General features: G+C 67.5%; 16 protein-coding genes and 3 pseudogenes. 11 read left to right on the top strand and 8 right to left on the bottom strand.

Features of this window, described 5'->3' with window-relative positions:
- Window positions 1-408: 408 nt before the first annotated feature.
- Window positions 409-912 carry a lamin tail domain-containing protein gene (locus ACF1FZ_RS34485; RefSeq protein WP_391777311.1) on the bottom strand — a complete coding sequence of 168 codons (504 nt, stop codon included), beginning with the start codon at window positions 910-912 and terminating at the stop codon, window positions 409-411.
- A gap of 529 nt (window positions 913-1,441) precedes the next feature.
- On the opposite strand from ACF1FZ_RS34485, the gene ACF1FZ_RS34480 reads away from it, so the two are divergent.
- Both ACF1FZ_RS34480 and ACF1FZ_RS34475 read left to right on the top strand, forming a co-directional pair.
- Window positions 1,442-2,128 carry an HNH endonuclease family protein gene (locus ACF1FZ_RS34480; RefSeq protein WP_391777310.1) on the top strand — a complete coding sequence of 229 codons (687 nt, stop codon included), beginning with the start codon at window positions 1,442-1,444 and terminating at the stop codon, window positions 2,126-2,128.
- Window positions 2,129-2,225: 97 nt separating this feature from the next.
- Window positions 2,226-2,819, top strand: a complete 594-nt coding sequence (locus ACF1FZ_RS34475; protein ID WP_391777309.1) for an isochorismatase family protein — start codon at window positions 2,226-2,228, stop codon at window positions 2,817-2,819.
- A 45-nt stretch (window positions 2,820-2,864) separates the two neighbouring features.
- Here ACF1FZ_RS34475 and ACF1FZ_RS34470 read toward each other — a convergent pair whose 3' ends face one another.
- Entirely contained in the window at window positions 2,865-3,596 is a 732-nt protein-coding gene (locus ACF1FZ_RS34470; RefSeq protein ID WP_391777308.1) for an HNH endonuclease family protein, read from the bottom strand.
- A 594-nt stretch (window positions 3,597-4,190) separates the two neighbouring features.
- Here ACF1FZ_RS34470 and ACF1FZ_RS34465 point away from each other — a divergent pair.
- Complete coding sequence (locus ACF1FZ_RS34465) at window positions 4,191-4,472, top strand: hypothetical protein (RefSeq protein WP_391777307.1); 282 nt, start codon at window positions 4,191-4,193, stop codon at window positions 4,470-4,472.
- A 359-nt stretch (window positions 4,473-4,831) separates the two neighbouring features.
- On the opposite strand, the gene ACF1FZ_RS34460 is transcribed toward ACF1FZ_RS34465, so the two are convergent.
- The gene (locus ACF1FZ_RS34460) at window positions 4,832-6,973 is read right to left on the bottom strand and encodes a hypothetical protein (protein ID WP_391777306.1); all 2,142 of its coding nucleotides are present in this window, start codon (window positions 6,971-6,973) and stop codon (window positions 4,832-4,834) included.
- A gap of 105 nt (window positions 6,974-7,078) precedes the next feature.
- Here ACF1FZ_RS34460 and ACF1FZ_RS34455 point away from each other — a divergent pair, with 105 nt between their 5' ends.
- Window positions 7,079-7,429 carry a hypothetical protein gene (locus ACF1FZ_RS34455; protein WP_391777305.1) on the top strand — a complete coding sequence of 117 codons (351 nt, stop codon included), beginning with the start codon at window positions 7,079-7,081 and terminating at the stop codon, window positions 7,427-7,429.
- A gap of 229 nt (window positions 7,430-7,658) precedes the next feature.
- On the opposite strand, the gene ACF1FZ_RS34450 is transcribed toward ACF1FZ_RS34455, so the two are convergent.
- Window positions 7,659-7,964 (bottom strand): hypothetical protein, encoded by a 306-nt coding sequence (locus ACF1FZ_RS34450; protein WP_391777304.1) that lies wholly within the window; start codon window positions 7,962-7,964, stop codon window positions 7,659-7,661.
- A gap of 635 nt (window positions 7,965-8,599) precedes the next feature.
- Between ACF1FZ_RS34450 and mobF the strand changes: the two are divergent.
- The 6 genes and pseudogenes from mobF to ACF1FZ_RS34420 all read left to right on the top strand — a co-directional run bounded on the left by mobF (window position 8,600) and on the right by ACF1FZ_RS34420 (window position 13,698).
- Window positions 8,600-10,352, top strand: a pseudogene (gene mobF, locus ACF1FZ_RS34445) (MobF family relaxase).
- Window positions 10,349-10,696, top strand: a complete 348-nt coding sequence (locus ACF1FZ_RS34440) for a hypothetical protein (protein ID WP_391777303.1) — start codon at window positions 10,349-10,351, stop codon at window positions 10,694-10,696. The pseudogene mobF and the gene ACF1FZ_RS34440 overlap by 4 nt, the downstream one beginning before the upstream one ends.
- Before the next feature lie 364 nt (window positions 10,697-11,060).
- Window positions 11,061-11,525: a hypothetical protein gene (locus tag ACF1FZ_RS34435; protein WP_391777302.1), complete on the top strand. Its 465-nt coding sequence runs from the start codon at window positions 11,061-11,063 to the stop codon at window positions 11,523-11,525.
- A gap of 72 nt (window positions 11,526-11,597) precedes the next feature.
- On the top strand, window positions 11,598-12,053 hold the full coding sequence (locus tag ACF1FZ_RS34430) for a hypothetical protein (RefSeq protein WP_391777301.1): 456 nt from the start codon (window positions 11,598-11,600) through the stop codon (window positions 12,051-12,053).
- Between the two features lie 69 nt (window positions 12,054-12,122).
- Window positions 12,123-12,932, top strand: coding sequence for a transposase family protein (locus tag ACF1FZ_RS34425; RefSeq protein WP_391777300.1), 810 nt, complete (start codon window positions 12,123-12,125; stop codon window positions 12,930-12,932).
- A 181-nt stretch (window positions 12,933-13,113) separates the two neighbouring features.
- Window positions 13,114-13,698: a DUF6461 domain-containing protein gene (locus ACF1FZ_RS34420; protein ID WP_391777299.1), complete on the top strand. Its 585-nt coding sequence runs from the start codon at window positions 13,114-13,116 to the stop codon at window positions 13,696-13,698.
- 549 nt (window positions 13,699-14,247) lie between these two features.
- Here the strand turns inward: ACF1FZ_RS34420 and ACF1FZ_RS34415 are convergent.
- Both ACF1FZ_RS34415 and ACF1FZ_RS34410 read right to left on the bottom strand, forming a co-directional pair.
- Window positions 14,248-14,733 carry a hypothetical protein gene (locus ACF1FZ_RS34415; RefSeq protein ID WP_391777298.1) on the bottom strand — a complete coding sequence of 162 codons (486 nt, stop codon included), beginning with the start codon at window positions 14,731-14,733 and terminating at the stop codon, window positions 14,248-14,250.
- 135 nt (window positions 14,734-14,868) lie between these two features.
- A complete protein-coding gene (locus ACF1FZ_RS34410) occupies window positions 14,869-15,420 on the bottom strand; it encodes a hypothetical protein (RefSeq protein ID WP_391777297.1) in 552 nt (183 codons plus the stop codon).
- 440 nt (window positions 15,421-15,860) lie between these two features.
- Between ACF1FZ_RS34410 and ACF1FZ_RS34405 the strand changes: the two genes are divergently transcribed.
- Window positions 15,861-17,441: a NucA/NucB deoxyribonuclease domain-containing protein gene (locus tag ACF1FZ_RS34405; RefSeq protein ID WP_391777296.1), complete on the top strand. Its 1,581-nt coding sequence runs from the start codon at window positions 15,861-15,863 to the stop codon at window positions 17,439-17,441.
- A 94-nt stretch (window positions 17,442-17,535) separates the two neighbouring features.
- Here the strand turns inward: ACF1FZ_RS34405 and ACF1FZ_RS34400 are convergent.
- Together ACF1FZ_RS34400 and ACF1FZ_RS34395 are read right to left on the bottom strand one after the other, a co-directional pair.
- Window positions 17,536-18,006 (bottom strand): annotated as a pseudogene (locus ACF1FZ_RS34400) (transposase); the annotation flags it as partial.
- Window positions 17,976-18,206, bottom strand: a pseudogene (locus ACF1FZ_RS34395) (IS6 family transposase); the annotation flags it as partial. The pseudogenes ACF1FZ_RS34400 and ACF1FZ_RS34395, both read right to left, overlap by 31 nt.
- Between the last annotated feature and the right edge of the window lie 55 nt (window positions 18,207-18,261).

Here is an 18,261-nt window from a genome sequence, read left to right as displayed (position 1 = left end):
GACCCGCAGACTCACCGCAGAATCCACCCCCACATGGCGCGGAGCATGAACCACCCGCAACCACGCAATCCGGGATGAAACAACGGGACGAAACATCCTCTTAGCCCTACGGGTCCCTGCTCCGCGCCGCGAGGCAGGGACCCAGTGGCGATCCGTTGGGTACGTGCTGCCGGTGGCCCTCACTGGCTGGCGCGCAGCCATCCTGGGATCGTTCGCCGGCTCACACCCGACAGAGCTTCCAACCGCGAGGGCCCCAGCCCTTTGGTAGATGCTTTTCGCAGGAGACGCCGGACATCGTCATCTGTGTTGGTGAGGTGGGGCAACTGCACCTGCCGCCACACACCTCTCCCAGTGCAGGTACTGGGACGCATGTGCTCGGACCGCTCCTAGCCGTTCGGCTGCCGGAGGTTATCCGTGGTAGGTGATGTAGCCGTTGCCGTCGCGGTCGTTGGCCTTCTTGGTGTAGGAGTGGACGTCGGCGCGGGCGCCGGAAGGCTTGTACAGGTAGATGGTGTCCTTGTCGTTGTTCCAGATGAAGTTGCAGTTCTGGCGGTAGACGACGTTCTTGGCGTCGGAGTCTGTGCCGCGGTTGCCGCGGAGGTTGATGTAGTCGCCGGGCTGCAGGTTATGGGTTGCCTTGAAAGTGAACTTGTTGCCGGCGGCGTCCTTGACGACGTAACCCTTGAGGTTGACGGTCGAGGTCCGCGAGTAGTTCTTGATCGTCAGGTACTCGCTCGCGGTGTTTCCGCCGGAGCACTTGTTGGAGTCGCTGCCCGGGGCGTCGTACTGGACACCCTTGATCTTCAGTGCCGAGGAGTATTCGGCTGCCTGGGCCGGGGAGCCGGCAGCGAGGCCGAGTGAGATGACCGAAGCGGTAGCAGCGGCGGCGGCCAGGGCGTGACGGATACGCATGAAGAGTCCCCCTCTGTAGTGCGGACGTAGCGCCCGGATCATACCGACACTTGTGATCGTCAGGTGAAGAAAGGTGAAGAAAATGTGTGCGACAGTAGTGCTCGTGTTCGGTTCTGTCAGAAGCTCTCTCGCCCCTGTGGGCGGGGTTCGCAAGTAGAGCGGGGTCCTGAACTGCACGGCAGGTCAGAGCAGTCTCCCGGCGATGTGCCGCTCGGTCGCATATATGGCCCGCCATCTCGGTTGCAGTCATTGGGGAGATTATTCGGTTGATCCCCATGGAGTCCTTCATCGAGAGGCCCTCACCTTCCGCACTTCCACCTCCTCGCCGGTCCGCACTGGTCTCTCCCGACCAGCCGTTAATCCACGGGCCCCACCGCGGAGGTCACAGTGCTCCACACCACTGTTGCCCCGACCCTTCTTCCGACGGGTGCGTGCGCGAATCGTTCCTGCGGTGAATATCGACGCCCGTGCGGGTGAGTGACAGCAACCTGGTACCTGCAGGAGGCGGGGCGGCCGGTAGAACGCGAGGGTGATCAAGAACCTTCTGCGCGGCTTCGTCGCGCTTTCACTCGCGCTTGTCCCGCTCATCGCTTCCACTCCCGCACAGGCCGTCCAGACTCCCCAGGGACTGCGGGCTGCTCAGGTGACCACGCTCGCCGACGCCGTCGGCCTGGTCCCGGCCGAGGACGAGGACCGCACCGGCTACACCCGCTCCTCCTTCAAGCACTGGAACTCCGGCACTGTGGCCGATGGGTGTAACACCCGCAACGAGGTCCTGCTCGCCGAAGCGACCACCGCGCCGGCGGTGGCTTCGGGATGCAAGCTGACCGGAGGCACCTGGCTGTCGTACTACGACGGCCAGGAGGTCACCGACCCCGGCGCCCTGGACATCGACCACATGGTCCCCCTCGCCGAAGCCTGGGATTCTGGTGCCTCCGCCTGGACGGCCGCCCGGCGTGAGGCGTACGCAAACGACCAGGGCGCGGCAGCCTCGCTGGTCGCGGTGACCGCTCGCAGTAACCGCCAGAAATCCGACCAGGACCCGGCCGAATGGCTCCCGCCGGCCCCGGAGGCGCAGTGCCGGTACGTGGGGGATTGGGTGGCCACCAAGCTGCGCTGGCAGCTGACCGCCGACACCACGGAGATGGACGCGCTGAAGGTACTCGCTGAAGGCCCCTGCGAGAACAGCATCGTTTTCTACACCCCCGCCCCATAGCTGTGCCCGTTGCCGGGGTGTCGGAGCCCGACGGCGCCGGCACCCCGGCAGGGGGAATCTCTCCTGATTGCTCCGTTTCACCTGAGAGGCGTGTGTCATGAGCCGAGGCTTGATCGTCGTGGATGTGCAGAACGACTTCTGCGAGGGAGGCAGCGTCCCCGTCGCAGGCGGCGCACAGATCGCTACCGCGATCGCAGAGCTGGTGCAGCAGACCGCAGGCGGCCACTACCAGTACATCGTCGCGACGAGGGATCACCACATCGACCCGGGCAGCCACTTCTCCGACCACCCCGACTACAACAACAGCTTCCCCGTCCACTGCGTGGCAGGACACGAGGGCGGCGAATTCCACCCCCACTTCGCCCCCACCGCCACCAGCAACAAGATCGACGCCGTCTTTTTCAAGGGCGCCCACAGCGCCTCCAAGAGCGGCTTCGAAGGCTTCGATGAACAAGGCACACCCCTGGCCAACTGGCTGCGTCAGCGCGGGGTGGAAGACGTCGACGTGGTGGGCATCGCCACCGACCACTGCGTGCGCGCGACCGCACTGGACGCAGTCAAGGCCGGATTCCGCGCCCACGTACGCCTGGACTACTCCGTCGGCGTCGCCCCGGACACGACCGCCTCGACCCTGGAGGACTTCCGCCAGGCAGGCGTCACCGTCTCCGGCGAGACACCCGTACCGCAATAGAAGAAGGCCCCATCACGCCGGGCACGCACCCCGGCCGAGGGGGCGCTACTCGGCTGCCTCTTCGAACTCGACGACGGTGTCCGTGCAGGCCTTGGCGAGGCCGAGAAGTGCACTCTTCTCGGCCTTGTCGGCGCTGAGCTTCCACCGCAGCTTCGCAGCGGTCCAGTCGGCGCCGTAGGCGCAGTAGGCACTCCTGGCCGGGGGGAGCCACTGGGCAGGGTCCTGGTCGCCCTTGGAACGGTTCGACTTCGCGGTGACGGCGACCAGAGACCTCTGGGATGCGAGGTCGTTGGCGTAGGCCTGGCGACGCTCGGAGGTCCAGCCGTTGGCGCCGCTATCCCAGGCTTCAGCGAGCGGAACGATGTGGTCGATGTCGAGCTTCTTCGCGTCGGTGACCTCGATCTGGTCGTAGTACGACATCCAGGTGCCCCCGGTGAGCGTGCACTTCTCACCCTGCTCAGGCTTCGTGGTGGCCTCCTGCAGCAGCACCTCCGCCCGGGTCTGGCAACCGTCGTCGTCCTCGTCGATCCAGAGACGGAACGCGTCACGTTCGTAGCCGTCACGGCGCTCGGTGCCATCGGGGATGGCCGCGATGGCGTCGGTGAGGCTGAGGGCACCTGCACCGGGCGCTGGACCCCCGGGGGCCGGTGATGCGGCCGATGCAGTGGATGTGGGCGTGCTGTCCGCCGGCTTGTCGTCAGCCGGCTGCGGGTTGCAGCCGACCAGGGTGGCGCTGAGTACGACAGCAGCGAGTGCAACGAGGCGGCTACGGTGCACAACAGGCTCCAGAAGATCAGACAGTGATGGCTCATCATGCTCGCAGAAACCCCACAGGCAATGACAGACGGTCATACGTACTGCTGGTAGCCCGAACGTGCCCGTCGCCCTGGACGAAGAGACCGTGCCCGGCGGGGAGCAGAGCGGATGGCGGGATGAGGAAGAACAATCCGGTGAGGTCGACGAACAGCTACCGCGGCGACGTGCTGCGCGTGCTCGGAGTGCTCAAGGTGGCGACGGCTGAACGGATCCAGCGGATCGGCGCACCGCACCTGAGCTTCCGGCACGCCGACAAGGAACCACCATCGAAGCGCCTGGGCTATTCGCCGGCCCGCTGGATCCGTTCACGCCGTGAGGGGCTGTCTTCCGTTGTGGTCAACAGCTTGCAGGAGGCCGCCAAGCCAGAGGGACGCTGCCGCGATGCAAACCCGATTTGGGTCACAACCGAAGCACGGCGGCGCACCCCGGTGATGAAGAGGTTGCCTCCGCACGCCCAATACACAAAGAGCTTAAACGAATACAGTGAGTCATATCGGCGGGTCGCATCATGCGCGGCCCGCCCCATGAGGGGATCTCACCATGATGCGACGACGCATGGCCGTAACCCTGGGAGCGCTGACAGCAGCCGTGACCTTGACAGTTGCGGTACCGGCATCGGCATACGCGGCAGAAGGCGTCCTCATCGTCAACGGCAATGAACACAAAGACCCCAGCGGCTGCTACGCCATCGACTGGTACCCCTCCTCGGTGACCAACCACACCGACGCCATCGCCGAGGTCCACTCCGGACCGGGCTGCACCGGGCAGGTTGAGTGGCTGGTCTACCCGGGCGAGACGTACTACACGGAAACAGCCCAGAGCGTCTTCATCCTCTGAGCCACGGGTCTGCCCCACAAGGCAAGCCAGGTCAAGGTGTCACTTATCCGTGCAGCAGTCCCTTTCGTCAAACTACATTAATGCCTGTGGTCATACCGATCACAGAGTCGCCGCCGATCCTCGGCGACCTCGCTCGCCGGATCGCTGCGACCCGAGAGTCCTTGATTTTCGTCGATCATGGGCGGGCCATCGCCACCCCCATGCCGTTGTCTCCAGAGCATCAGCAAGCGGAGACCACTCGTGCCGCTCGGGGCAGGGCTGAAGGCCGGATAACACGAAGGCCCCGGGGGAGAGGGGCCTTCATGCAGTGCGAAATCAGGCTATTGCCGTCCGCCTATGGGCGGAGCAAGCCGTTTGGGTCAGGGTTTGGGTGGCATGGCGCCACCGGATGTGGTGACGGCGAAGGTGTCCTGGTCGATGACTCGGTTCTGGCCGTGGAAGGCCCACATCAGGCTCCCGCTGTGGGAGTTCTGCCTCTCGTCGATCATGCAGACGCTGTAGCCCTTCGGCCCGGTCGCGATCGGCAGGTCCTTGACGTTGCAGTTGTCGTGCGCGGTGCGGCCGGGCCCGCCGGAGGTGGCCGCGCCCTCGTTGGTGGATGCGAAGGGGTACTCGTCGCACGAGCGGCCGGGCAGGACGCGAGCGTTACGTACCTTCCCGGAGCTGGGGCAGGACTGCTGCCGGTTGATGTCCCGCTTGCCTTTGTCGGCCTGGCGGTGCAGCGGCCGCCCGGGGGCGCCCGGCAGCCCGGACCTGATGGCCTCCGCCACGTGCCAGGTCTGTTCCGGAGTCAGCGAGGTCAGCTCGAAGGTCGGCGTGTAGCCGGAGACGACGCAGCCCTGCCGGTAGCCGCCTCGGCCCGTCTTCATGGTGGAGTCGCAGCGGAACTGGTTGTTACGGATCGTGCCCGTGCTGGAGTGCGTCACGTCGGGCGAGGCGTTACCGAAGCTGTACGGCAGCTGGAGGGAGGCGCTGCGGGACGTGTTGTCGGCCATGGACCTCTCCTTCCACGTGATCACGATGGCCTTGGTGGTGTTCGGCTTGATGATCGATCCGCTGGCGGGCCCGTCGATGCTGTAGGTGCCGGAGCCGTTGGTCGGCTTGTAAATCAGTGTCGGGGTGCCGACCTTGTTGATGAAGTCCCCGAACTGGATGCGAAACTCCTGCTTCATCTCGCCGGACTTGTGGGAGCTGAGGATCCCGACCTTGACGACGAACGGCATCCTGCCGATCTCGGCGCCCTTGCTGTCGTGGACGATCAGCGCCAGGTCCTTCCAGACGCCGCAGGCGTTCTTGCGGTTCACCCGCCACTGGCCGTCCCAGGGAGCGGTGGTGCACCAGCCGGGGATGGTCGTCCCGTGGGTGTCAGGGCCGTCGATGATCGGGTCCTCGGGCTCGTCGTCTCTCAGCAAGGCCTGAGCGGCGACGCCTTCCCGGATGCAGGAGATCCCGGCCTTGCAGGCATCAAGGTCACCGAGCCGGCCCGACGTCATGGGGTTGGGCGCGGCGGTGTTCGCATCGGCCGCGAAGTCCTCCAGAGTCACCGGCCGCTGCTCGTCCACCGTGGGGTCGATGTCGCCTTCCTCGGGGGTGGCCCCGGAGGCCGGGTCGGTCGGAAAACCCATGGTGCCGAACTGGAACTCCTGGTCGAAGGAGGAACCGCGCGGCTTCTGGTCGGTGATCGGGTAGCCGTAGGGGCCCTTCTCGTAACCGGAAAGCGTCCACTTGGCCAGCAGACCGCCACTGACGGGATGCGCCCCATACGCTTCGGTCCAGTAGATCATCCCGTGCTCGAAACGCGAGCCGCGCTCAAGACCGTCGGGAGTGGTGAACTCGTCGCTGATGGGGTAGCCGAGATAACCGCTCTCCCAGCCCGCTTCGCCCCACTTGTCGCGGATAGCGCCGCCCACCGCGTACGCCTCGTTCAGCTTCCAATAGATAGTGGAGCGCTCGAAGTACTGACGGCGCCCGACACCATCGGGGTTGACGATCTCGTCGGAGGTGGGATAGCCGACCTTCCCGGCCTCGTAGCCGTTCCGCGCCCACGCGGCGAAGAAGTGGTTCACGACGGGATGGGCACCGCCCTGCGGGGACCAGTAGATCGGCCCGTTCAAGAACTCGGTACGCTTGCCGTAACCGTCCGGGTTGGTCAGCTCGTTGGACTTCGGCAGGGACAGGAAGCTGTTCGGACCGCCCAGCTCGTTGTACTTGTCCCGGATCGTCCCGCACACCTCGTACGGCGCAGGCCAGTACACCTGGCAGTCGCCGTCGGCCGCCAGACGCGCCTCCATCGTCTCGGCCCTGTCGGCGTCCTTCTTGCTGAAGCCGCGCGGCACCTTCTCCCGATCCGAGCGCATCTTGCCTGGCCTGATATGGCTCTCCGGGCTGGCGGTCGGCTGCCACCCCGGTGAAGCCGATGAGACGGAGGGAGTGGCGGCGGCGATGCTGCCCACCAACGCGATCATTACGGCCATGACCACCAGCAGCTGTCGTCTGAACATCAAGGGTCTCCCTTGTCGTGGCGGCACGCCCTGAGCGCACCGCCCGCAGTAGTAGGACCGCAGCATCCGACGAAGAGCGCTAGCTCCGATTGAGCCGACTTCCCGGTGCGTTGGGGCACCGCGCCGGCCGCGGCGCTTGGCGGCGGCACACTTACCCTCCGTCACGTACCACCCGACGGGTACACGGTCGCCCCGCGCCTCGGCATCCTCCGGCCAGACCAGGCCGACGCCGTCACCGGACGAAAGAAGCCGCACGCCTCCGTACACGGACTGATCCAACCCGTCGAAGTCGAAGCGGAGGTTCTCCTACGCGTCTGGGCCGACGGCGGCATCGACCCCAGCGACGCCACCCAGTTCCAGGCCCTCGAAGACCCTGCCGCAGCGGAAATGGTCACCCGTGGCGACATCATCGACGGCTTCCTCCGCCAACGTCTCTCCCCTTGCCCGGCCCGGTAGTCAGCTTCATGTCCCGCCCAACGAGATGAAGTCGCGCAAGGCCGTGCGAGCTGATCGCATGATGACGCCCGTGACCCGCTCCATCGGCACGAAGCTCCGGCCACCTGCGCTTCACCCGGCTCTGGCGGGACGTCGCGGTCACGGACGTCCCGCCCTTCGGCGCAGGCGCGCCGAGCCCGCCAGCGGCTGACCGCACCTCCCCTCCGCTCTCGACGTGGAACGGGCAGCGTCACGGTCCGGTGAGGATGTCGTGGGTGCCGAGGCGGCGCCAGATGACGTGCGGTGTGTTGGGGCGCAGTGCCGGACCGTACTGCCAGGTGGCGCGTCCTGCGGGTCCGGTGCCCATGGACCAGGTGAGTTCGTAGATGCCAGGTGCGCGCTGGACGCGCTTGATGCGGAGGCCGGCGCGGAAGGGGCGGCCGGAGCGGAGGTCGTCGACGAAGGCGGTGACGGCCTGGCGGAAGGCGCGGCGCTGGGCGGGGGTGAGGCGGTGGTGGTCGGTGGTGAAGCGGGGCAGGGCCTCGTAGGTGGGCACGGCGGTCTCCTCCAGGCCGCACGAAGCCCCCGGCCGGAGTCGGCCGGGGGCGGTGGTGGCTGTTCGTGTTGAAGGGCGTCGGTGACGCGATGCGCTCAGCGGTGGTGGATGGTGGTGCGTTGGTGCGCGTTGGTTGGCGTTGGAGTCGTCTCGAGTCGGATGTCGTGGTGGGTGGTGCTGCTGGTGTGGTCGTGGCGCAGCATTCGCACGGTCCGGGTCAGAGGCCGTAGCGGTCGTTCATCAGGTCGTTCCACCTCTGCACGTTGGGAAGGTCGTTGGCGCAGGCGGTGCAGTGGGGCAGGTAGTCAGTCCGGGTGGGGGTGCGGCACGTTCGAGCGGACGATGACGGTCAGGCGCAGGGTGAGGGGCTGGCCGCACAGCGGGCAGAGGTCTCCGTGAAGCAGTTCGTTGGTCATGCGGCGCACTGTGCACACACCGGCGCCTTACCGTCTCGGGCTGGCCCGGTGGCCCGCCCGGCGGGCCCCACGGTAAAGATTCGGTGATGGCCTCCCGCCCGGCGGGACCGACCCCGAATCGCGCTTTTGTACAGGTCAGCGCCGGGGTTCCATGGGCCGATGATCAGCATGTCGCCAGTTCGCCCGGGGGCCGGGGTGCGCTACCTCTTCCGTGGCGTGATGGTCGGCGACGGCCACCGCCGGGCGGGTACGCCGCTGCGCGCCGCCCAAGACGAGGCCGGTGTTCCGCCCGGTGTGTGGAAGGGCCGGGGCCTGGCCGCGCTCGGCCTCAAGGCTGGGGACGTGGTGAGCGAGCGGCAGGCCGAACTCCTGCTGGGGGAGGGCCGGCACCCGGATGCCGACCGGATCGAGCGCAGGCTCCTGGCGCAGGGCAGGAGCCCGGAGCAGGCGAGGCGGGCGGCCGTGCTGGGCAGGCCCATCGAGCACAACCGCTCACCGAAGACCGACAAGGCCAAGGAACGCACCCCGTGGTTGGCCTTCGACCTGGTCTTCCGGCCCCCGCCCACGGCCCACATCGCGTGGGCCCTGATGGACGACGAGCACCGCCGGGTGCTGGAGCTGTGCGACGACATCGCCCGCGACAAGACCCTGGCGTGGCTGGAGGAGTCGGTCGCACAGATCCGCTCGAAGGCCGGCGGTAAGCAGCGCGCCCGGGTCAAGGACGGGCTGATCGTCGCCGTCTTCCGCCACTACGAGTCCAGAGCCACGGAATCGAGGCCCCTGCTCCACTCGCACGCGGTCGTGTCGATCCGCGCCCGGCGGCCGCACGATGGGAAGTGGGGCAACCTGTCGGCCGACTCGCTGATGACCCACATAGTCGCCGCTGACACCCTCTACACCTTGTACTTCATGGAGGAGGTGTCCGCCCGGCTCGGGTGGGCGTGGGAGCCGCGCGAGGTGACGCCCGGACATCGGCCCGTCATGGACATCGCCGGGATCGACCGGCGGCTTATCGGCTGGCAGTCGACCCGCCGCCAGCAGATCGAGGACGCACTGCCCGTCCTGACCGCCAGGTACGAGGAGAGGCAGGGGCACGCGCCGGGGGAGCGGGCCTCCTACGCGCTGGCCTGTCAGGCCGCTGACCAGACCCGCCCGCCTAAGCGCACCGAGCTGCTGTCGCTGACCGAGCTGCGGACGCGATGGCGCGCCTCCGCGATCGCCGCGTTCGGCGCCTGCACCGTCTACCGGCTCGCACAGCGGGCGCGGGCGGCGGCCGCGGCGGTGTGGGCGCGGGTACGGCCGGTGGTCGACATAGCGCTGGCGGCCGTCGACGTCGTCGCCGTGGTGTACGTGATGCGCGGCGCGTTCAAGCGCCACCATCTGCTCGCCGAAGCGCGCCGGCACCTCTCCTACGTGCTGCGCGGCCGACCCCACGAGCCGGGCCTGGACGAACAGATCGTGCAGAGGGTCGTCGACGACTACACCCGCCCGGCCAGCCGGCGGATGATGACCGCCGACCTGCGCGCCCTGTACCCGCACGACACCGACGACCAGGCCGTGCTGCGCCCGCTGACCCGCAAGCGGACCGCCGCGCCGTACGAGCGAGCCCGCCGACGCCCTGGCCGCCCGGGCCCATGCGGTGCGCCGTGCGGAGCGCCTGCGCTCCCGTACCCGGCCGCACACCGTCGCCGTGCCCGCCGCCTCGAGCTCGCACCCGCGGCCGTTCCGCACCGGCCCGAAGAACGGCCGCCTCCTGGAGCAGGAGACCGGCGTCGACACGGTGGAGCGGACCCGCCAGACCATGGAAGCCGCCGCCGCGCAGGTGGCCGCCACGATCCAGGACAGCCGACGGGCACGCGAAGCCGCCCACGGCCTGCGTCCCCAGCCCGCCCCGGCGACGGCCCCGCCGCCGCACACCCAGCAGCCCGGCATCCAGCACACGCCGGGCCAACCCACAGGAGGAGTTGCGTGAACACCCCGGAAGAACTGCCCAACCCCCAGGACGCCCTCGCTCGCGCCCGTGCCGCCCGCGAGCAGATGGCCGCTGCGCTCGACGAGGACCAGGAGCCCGAGCCCGATGAGCCCGTGGGGTGGCAGCCGATCTGGAAGCGGCCCCGGACGCCGAAGTCGAAGGCCGCGAAGAAGCTGGAGCTGCACAAGCAGCGGCGGAGGCTCCAGGACGCCGCCAAGCGCCGCCTCGCCGCCCAGCAGTCACGTCGGCCCCGCTCCAGGCAGAGCCGGATCGGCAACGCTGCCGCGCGCCGCGATGCCCGCGCCCTGTCCCGGGTGCGGCACTCCAGCGCCTGGCTGTGGTGATGAGGCCGGGCACCGTCCACCGCGTGGAGCCCACCCGATGCCACGCATCGCCACCGCATGCAGAACACCGAGTGAGCTCCACCCGGTGGGTTCCACCCGATAGGCTCCACTCGGTGGGTTCCACTGAGCCCCCGCCAACCTGAAAATCCCTGGTCAGCAGGGCTGGTGTGACCGGCTTTCGTGGTGCTCACGCTACTCGTGGGCGGGAGCCCACCGAGAACACCGTCTGCCAGAGTCGGGATTGTCTCCGAAACGGAGTCCGGAACAGCGCTCCGGTCCGTGCACCTGGGCTGGGAAACACAGTCCGTCCTGCTGGCCGGTGCATGCCATCCTGGCCCCGTGCTCCTGAACGATCGCTCCAGCAGTGTCGACCTCCGTCCGCCCAGTGCACTATCAGTTCGCCACCGTTCGGGGCGACTCGTACGACGACAACTGGCTGGTCATTGACGGCACGGTGATGACTCCCGAGGGAAACTGGTCCTTCGCCGATCCGTGTCTGCTCACCGATGAGGCCCGCCAGGTGTCCGCGTGGCTGCGCGCGGCGGCCGCAGGGACGGTGGACGTCACCGAACCTGATGCCGAAGGCGAGCTGTCGCCGGACCTGTCGTTCATCGAGCCGGTCTTGGCTTTCAGCCTCAGCAATCGAATCGCAGGTGGGACCGCGGTAATTCGTGTTCATCTGTCCCTGGAGTCGGCGCCTCCGTGGCAACAGGGTGAGGACAGGGCTGACATCTACCAGTACGGTGTGGAGGTCAGGTTGGACGCCGCAGCGCTGCTTCGCGCTGCTGATCAGTGGGACCGTGCTCTGGCTTTCCTCCCGCCCCGCTGATCCAAACGCCCGACATCCCCGTACAACCGATTCCCACCTGCTGGGGCCGGATGACCCTCTACGATCCGGTGCATGCTGGACCCCGAGTTGCTGGAACGGATCACCGCGCGACGTGCGGAACTGGATGAGCTCGAAGAGCAGCTGGCCAAGCAGCTAATAAAGGTCCGGGCCGAGCGCGATGAGCTCGCCGTTGCTGAGAAGGTCCTGGAACGGATGAGCGAGCAGGTCGCCGAGGAACGGGCAGTGTTCGCGCCGGTCCCTGGGCAGGTGGGCGGCCGGGCGGTGATGGTCATCCCGCACCGTGCGGCGAATGTGGAGGAGACCATGCTTCCGCCGGACTACCAGCGCATTCTCTCCGTCGTGCGGCAGGCCGCCGGCCCGGTCAAGGCCCGGCAGGTCGGCGAAGTGCTGGGGGTGGACGTCGGCGTGAAGAGCAAGCTCGAGCCGTTGCGCGGGAAACTGATCAGGCTGGCCGACCGCGGCTGGCTGCGGAAACAGCCCGACGAACGATTTACCACCCGGCTGTGACCATGGAGTTGCCTGCGGGCGGTGCTGAGCGGCCGTAACCGGGGTGCCCTCGGCGGCTGTTGGAAATGTGTGACCACAACCAAAGAGCACACCGAGAGCACCTTCCCGCTTGTCTATCAGTGCCGTCTGTCGCTGTCCACGCGCACCGTGAACCACCTCGCCGGCTTGCTGCGGCGTCACCTGAAGGCGATTCGATCAAGGTGGCGAATCCTGCCGCCCGGGAAGATCGCGGTGATCGTCCTGGCCGTACTGCGCCACGACCAGCGCCTGGCCGACATGGCCGGCGGCAATAACGTCTCCGAGTCCACCGTCCGTCGCTGGCGCGACGAGGTGATCGATCTCCTCGCCGCGCAGGCTCCGCGCCTGGACCGCGCGCTGAAGAAGATCGCCCGTCAGGGTGGAGAGGTCGTCCTGATTGACGGAACCCTGGTCCATACCCAGCGCCGCACCGGGAAGGACGACCGCAAGAACTACTCCGGCAAGCACCGCCACCATGGTCTGCACTTCCTCGCCCTCACCGACGAGAAGGGCCGCCTGGTCTGGATCTCTGCCGCCCGTCCCGGCCGCACCCATGACAACACCGCGGTCCGATGCCCGTTGGGCGTTGATCGAGTCGACGTTGACGGCCTGGCGGGCCGAGCGGCAGAAGACCTCGCTCAACGCCTCGACGCACCGTCAAGCACGCTCACACCCAACAACATGACAGCGCCCCTCGATCGCTTCGTTGCCCCGGCCGTGCCGGGCCAAGAGCCGGGCGAGCTCGAAAGCCGAGTTGGACGTTCGATCCATAACTCCATCGGCTGCCGGTATGCCACGACCGCGCCCTCAGGTGGAGGCTCCCTTTTCGGCTTGGCGGTCCGCAGCCGCATCAAACGCTGACTGCGCCACCCGCTTCCCTTCTGGCCACTACATCCTGCGCCGCCGCTCGTTGAAAGCCCGGGAGCTCTGGGGTTGCCAGGTCGGCGCGGCCACATCAAATGGCGCTCCGCTCGAAACGGGGCGGCAGGGCCTGGTCACCTACCTTGGCCAGCAGGGGCGGAGTTCGGGAGGGAGCGTGGTGGTGGATTTGACGGAGGTGTTCGGGGAGGGCTGGTGCGTGACTCTGGCGCCCGGGGATGTATCTGAGGTGCTGGAAGGCATGGGAGCTGTCGCGGCGGTGGAGATGTGTGAGGGGTTGGAGCGGGCGACCGAGAGGTTGGTGAGCGGAGCCGGCCCTGGAGTGTTGTTGCTGGGGCGTGAGGTGTCTGTTGGCTGGACGATGGTGGTGGAGTTGGAAGGCACGACCGGCTGGGTGGGCATGGGCACCTCTGTGATGGCGGCTCTTTCGAGAGGTGGGCGGATCGTGGTTTCAGCGTGTGAGGATCCCAACCAGCTGATCGTGCAGGTCGCCCGGAACGGGATGGTGTTGGGCTGGGTCGACGCCGTCACCGGTCGCCGTTTTGGTGAGGACTTCGGCCCGGTGGGGCAGACCCTGACCGCCGTCGGGTTCCCTGCGGCAGGTGTGGATGAGCCTTCGGGTGAAGCCGCCGCACTGGAGCCGTCCGAACGCGCTGTACTGGCGATGCGTGAGGTGGTCGGCGTCGAGATCGAGGAAGCCTTCTTCGAGGGGCCGTGGCTCGGCGGCATCAGCACCCTCGGCGTGTGAACGCCCCAGCTGGCTCTGTACGCGACAGGGAGCAGCGTTTTGACAACAGTTTCGGCAGTGCTGCGACCGTCAGGCGCATCGGATGTTTACGACGGCGGGCAACAGCACGGGGTGCTTCATGAGGGAGCGGAGGTCAAGGTGCCCTGTTGCTCGTACAGGGCCAAGGCAAGCGCTGGCTACAGGGGTAGGCCGCAGGTAGTGGCCGCGCCGTCGCCGGGTGAGCGTCCTCGGACCGAGCTGCTGCTCATCGGCGTGAACACCGGCCTTGCCGTGTTGCGAGTGCCTTTTGCAGCCGTGAGCAATCGTTGCCGAGAGTCGGTGCTTGGCACACATTGTGTGAAAATCTTCCAGGCTTTCCGGCAAGGGGGAGGAGCCAGGCGACCTGCCTGTAGCGATCGAAGAGTGCACGGGCCTCATGAAGTCGGGCTTTGGGTCGTTCACGGGATGTGTGCCAGAGCCGAGTTCTGGAAACGCCTGTCCGGTGTGTCGACGTCAGTCGATGGTCCGCGGAGGTTGTCATGCCTGTGATTGCTACGTGGGTGCCGTCTGTCAGCGCTGGACGGCCCCTGTCGGGGTGGTGGTGCCGTTCAGGCAGTGGTCGAGGAGTGCGTGCATGCGCGGAACGGGGAGGGACGGGTTGGATGCAGCGCCCTCGGCGGTACGGGGGTCGGCGAGGAGGGTCTCCAGGGCTTCTGGTGACAGGCTCGGGTTGGCGGCCGCTGCCCGGCGCACCGACGCGTCGGGGTCCTCCACCGGGGGGTCGGGCAAGACGGGATCGGCTGCGGCCAGGGCTCGTACCTCGGGATCCGGGTGGTCGACGAGGTGATCGCGGCCGGTACGGGGGAACGCGGGCAGAGCCAGCAGGTGCGGACGGTGGACCGGGCGGGTGACGAAGACATCCAGGAGGAGGTGTGGCGGAGCCAGCGGGTGGTGGCAGGCCAGCCGGATCCTCACCTCCTCGTCGTCGTCCTGCGCGAGCGTATCGGCGAGTTCCGCCCACAGGTCCGGCCAACTTGCCGCGACCCGGCGAAGCACCGGTTCCTCGGACACCGCGCAGGCGGCGAACCAGTCGGGTGACGGCCCGACGGCCGACTCGGTATTCGACTTGGTGAACGGCTCGGTGATCGGGCAGGTGCAGTCAGGGCCGCGCCCGATGATCCGATGGATCGCTCAGTACTCGGCCCAGGTGCGGGGGAAGGGGCGGAGGCGCGCGCACATCCGTACGTCCTCGTCCGAGTCTTTCCTCAACTCCGCCGCCAGGTCCGGTCCCACGTCGGGCCGGGCGGCGACCAACGCGCGGACCTTCGTCTCGGGGTGACGGGTGAGCCGGGCGAGGGCGTAGGCCGGGATGTGCGGGTTCCGGGCCAAGGGGAGCACCGTGCCGTCCGCGAAGCACTGCTCGAGGAGCGCGGAGGACAGAGCACACGTGCCGAACACGAATTCATTGCGCGAACCGAAGGACGGCAGCCTGGCCTCCACCCGTTCCGGATCCAGCGCCCAGTTCCTGTCCCGTGCCGCTTCACGGACCGCGGGCTCTGGATCGTCGAGCAGCGCCGCCCGCTGCGCCGGGGTGAGCGACTGCCACCTCCAAGTGACCCGTATCCGGAGTTCGGGGTGCTCGTGGCCGGCCATGGAGCGGAAGAAGGACAGCGGGATCTGCCGGGACGAATCGAGCTCCCCGATGATCTCCTTCGCGGTGACCTTGCCGTCCTCGCCCCCCATCCTGGGCCATCAGGAGGGCCACGAGGATGTCATCCGGCAGCGGCCAAACCCACCGAGGGTAGTGACGGGGCCGGCGGCGAGCCATACGCGGACGAGCCCCGACGGATCCCCCACCAAGGGGGCGAGCCGCGCCGGTCGGCTGCATCGCTTCCATGCCCCGGGGTGTTCTCGCTCTTGGGCAACAAACACTCTCGTTACGGGAGCTTCATGAACAAGGCCACCCCAGCCGGTTCTTACATGCGAGACAGGAACAACCGGCCGAGAATCAGCTCCCGCCGGATGACCTCAAGGGTGGCGTAAGAGCCCTTCCTTCCCCTTCACCTTGATGCACCGAGTTACGCACTGTCACGGTTGGTGACACGCTATCGCCACCGTGCCTCGCCCGGGTGGACAGCCATGCCTGCCCGAAAGGGGCCAGTACGCAAGGGGGACATCGAGTGGTGTCGCACCGCAAATCATGGCGGGCCAGGGCCCTGGCCACCGCCACCGCAGCCGGGCTTCTTCTCCTACCCGTCCACCTGGCCACCGCCCAGCCCGCGCCCGCCCCAGCCGAGGCCGGCGTACAGGCCGCCGGACCGTCCGCGGCCAAGACGCCGACCATCACGATGAAGGTCGGCATCAGCCAAAAAGCTCTGGCCCAACTGCGCAACGCCGGACGACAGGCCCGCGCGAAAGGCGAGAGCAGCCTGCCTGCGCCCGCACCGACCGGGCAGTCCACCAAGCGGCCGACCCCGGGCGACACGTCGGTGCGCAGCGTGCGGCCGGCCCTCACGCTCTTGGACGGCCGGCAGGCCTCGGACGCGGCGGCGGCTGCGAACCCGCAGCCATCCGCCCCAGCCGCAGATCCCGGGACGTTTGTCGCCGCGCCGATCGGAGAGAAACCCGATGCCGCGCTGAGCGAGGCGTGCTTCAAGGCGGACAACGTGGAGACGGGCATCGGCCGGGTCCACAACCGCTTCACGTACTGCACCCGCTACAACATCAAGGTCATCTACTGGTCGATCGACAACAAGGGCATCCCGATCGAGGAGGAAGGCACCACCGAGGCCAAACTGGAGGTCTTCGCTCAGGGCGACGACCACGAACGCCGCGCCCGCCTCTTCGCCCAGATCCAGAAGGACTCCGTCGATTACGACTGGGGGCCGATCGACAACATCTTCGTCGCCCCGAACGTACCCCTGTCCCTGCTGGGCCAGTGCGTTCAGGACTCCAAGGTCTGCCACGCCACCCGCGGCTCCTACACGATGCCCTGGGCGACCTGGGACAACAACCCCACCTGGGCCTGGTGGGACATCTACAACCACGCCGAGATCAGCGAAGGCCGCGACAAAATCTCCTACAACCAATGGGCGGTGGAGTTCTTCACCGACCACCAGGAATACAAGACCCTTAAGCGCGGCCGCACCCCCGCCCGCATGCTGCGCTGCGACTCCGCCACCTACTTCAACCTCGGCAAGGCCAAGTACCCCAAGGCCTGCGTCTTCAGCGAGGTCACCCCGCACCTGACCTACACCCTCGGCTCCACCCACCACGCGGTCGCCGAACACATCGACGCCGCCCACAACCGCCCCAACACCACCTACCCCCTCCTCGCCGCCCCCGGGGTGCCCTGGCCTAGGGACAAATACATCCCGGGCAAGTACATCCCCGAAAACCCCGACGCCCCCGGTCTGCACCGCATCACCCGGGCCCTGCACCCCACCCAGTCCAAGGCGAACAAAGACAACAAGGACGGCGCCTGCTTCAAAACCGGCCCCGAACGCCTCAAGTACCTCGACACCGGCCTGCCCACCCGCCCCCCGGCCGGCGAACAGTGCGACGAGTACCCCTTCGCCTCCACCCTCGAAGGAGCAGGCAATCCCAGGCCCGACTTCTCCGTGAAATCCATCCCCGCCACCGACAACCGCGTCGCCGGCGGCATGCTCCGCAAGTACTACGTGGATGACCGCATCCTGGCCTGGGACCCCACCCTGCCCCGCCCCTACACGACCAACGACCGCTTCTACGTCCAGATCCAGTAACCCCCACACCTCCCTCCCACCACACAGCGGTGCGTAGTCCGGGACTGTAAAACGTTCAGGTCTGCTCCGTAGTCGGTGGTGACGGAGGGTGTGGTCAGCCCAGGAGGATGCGGTGGCGGAGGAGGGGGAAGCTCGCGCGGCCATACATCTGGCGCTTGATCAGCTTGGTCTTGTTGTTCACGTCTTCGGTGCCGCCGTTGTGGTGCGGCAGGGTGAAGGCGGCGTCGACTGCGGCGCGGTCCTTCTCGAGGCCCCGGGTGAAGGCACGCAGGTGGGGCAGATCCTCGGCCTGGGCCGAGGTGATCCAGGTGCTCAACAGGGCTGCATTGCCATCGCCGGGATCCAGCAGCACGGCGAAGCGGTGGATGAGGTCGGCCAGAACGGTCATCTCGTGGCAGGCGGTGCGGGCGGCCTCGATACGTTCCCGTTGGTGGTCCTTGAGGCGGTCGGGGCGGGTAAGCAGGCAGCGTGCCAGGCGCCGGGGCGAGAGTGCGGGTCGGTCGGCCTCGACGCGGCCCTGGTTGATGTAGCGGACCAGAAGGTTCGAGCTGCCGGTGTAGCCCAGTTCCCCGCGTTGGCATAGGTCTGCCCGAACTTGGCGCACCAGCGGCGGATCGTCTCGTAGGAGACGACGATCCCGCGCTCGAGCATGAGCTCCTCGATCTCGCGGAACGACAACGGGAAGCGGAAGTACAGCCACACACAGTGGGAGATGACCTCGACCGGATACCGATGCCCCTTGTACGACGGCGACACGGCCCCCACAGACAGTCCCCTCCAGCACAATCAACCAGAAGATCATCCCACCCGGCCAACCAAC

The sequence above is a fragment of the Streptomyces sp. NPDC014623 genome (genome assembly GCF_043088245.1).
GTDB lineage: Bacteria > Actinomycetota > Actinomycetes > Streptomycetales > Streptomycetaceae > Streptomyces.
This window is presented reverse-complemented; position numbering and strand designations above follow the sequence as displayed.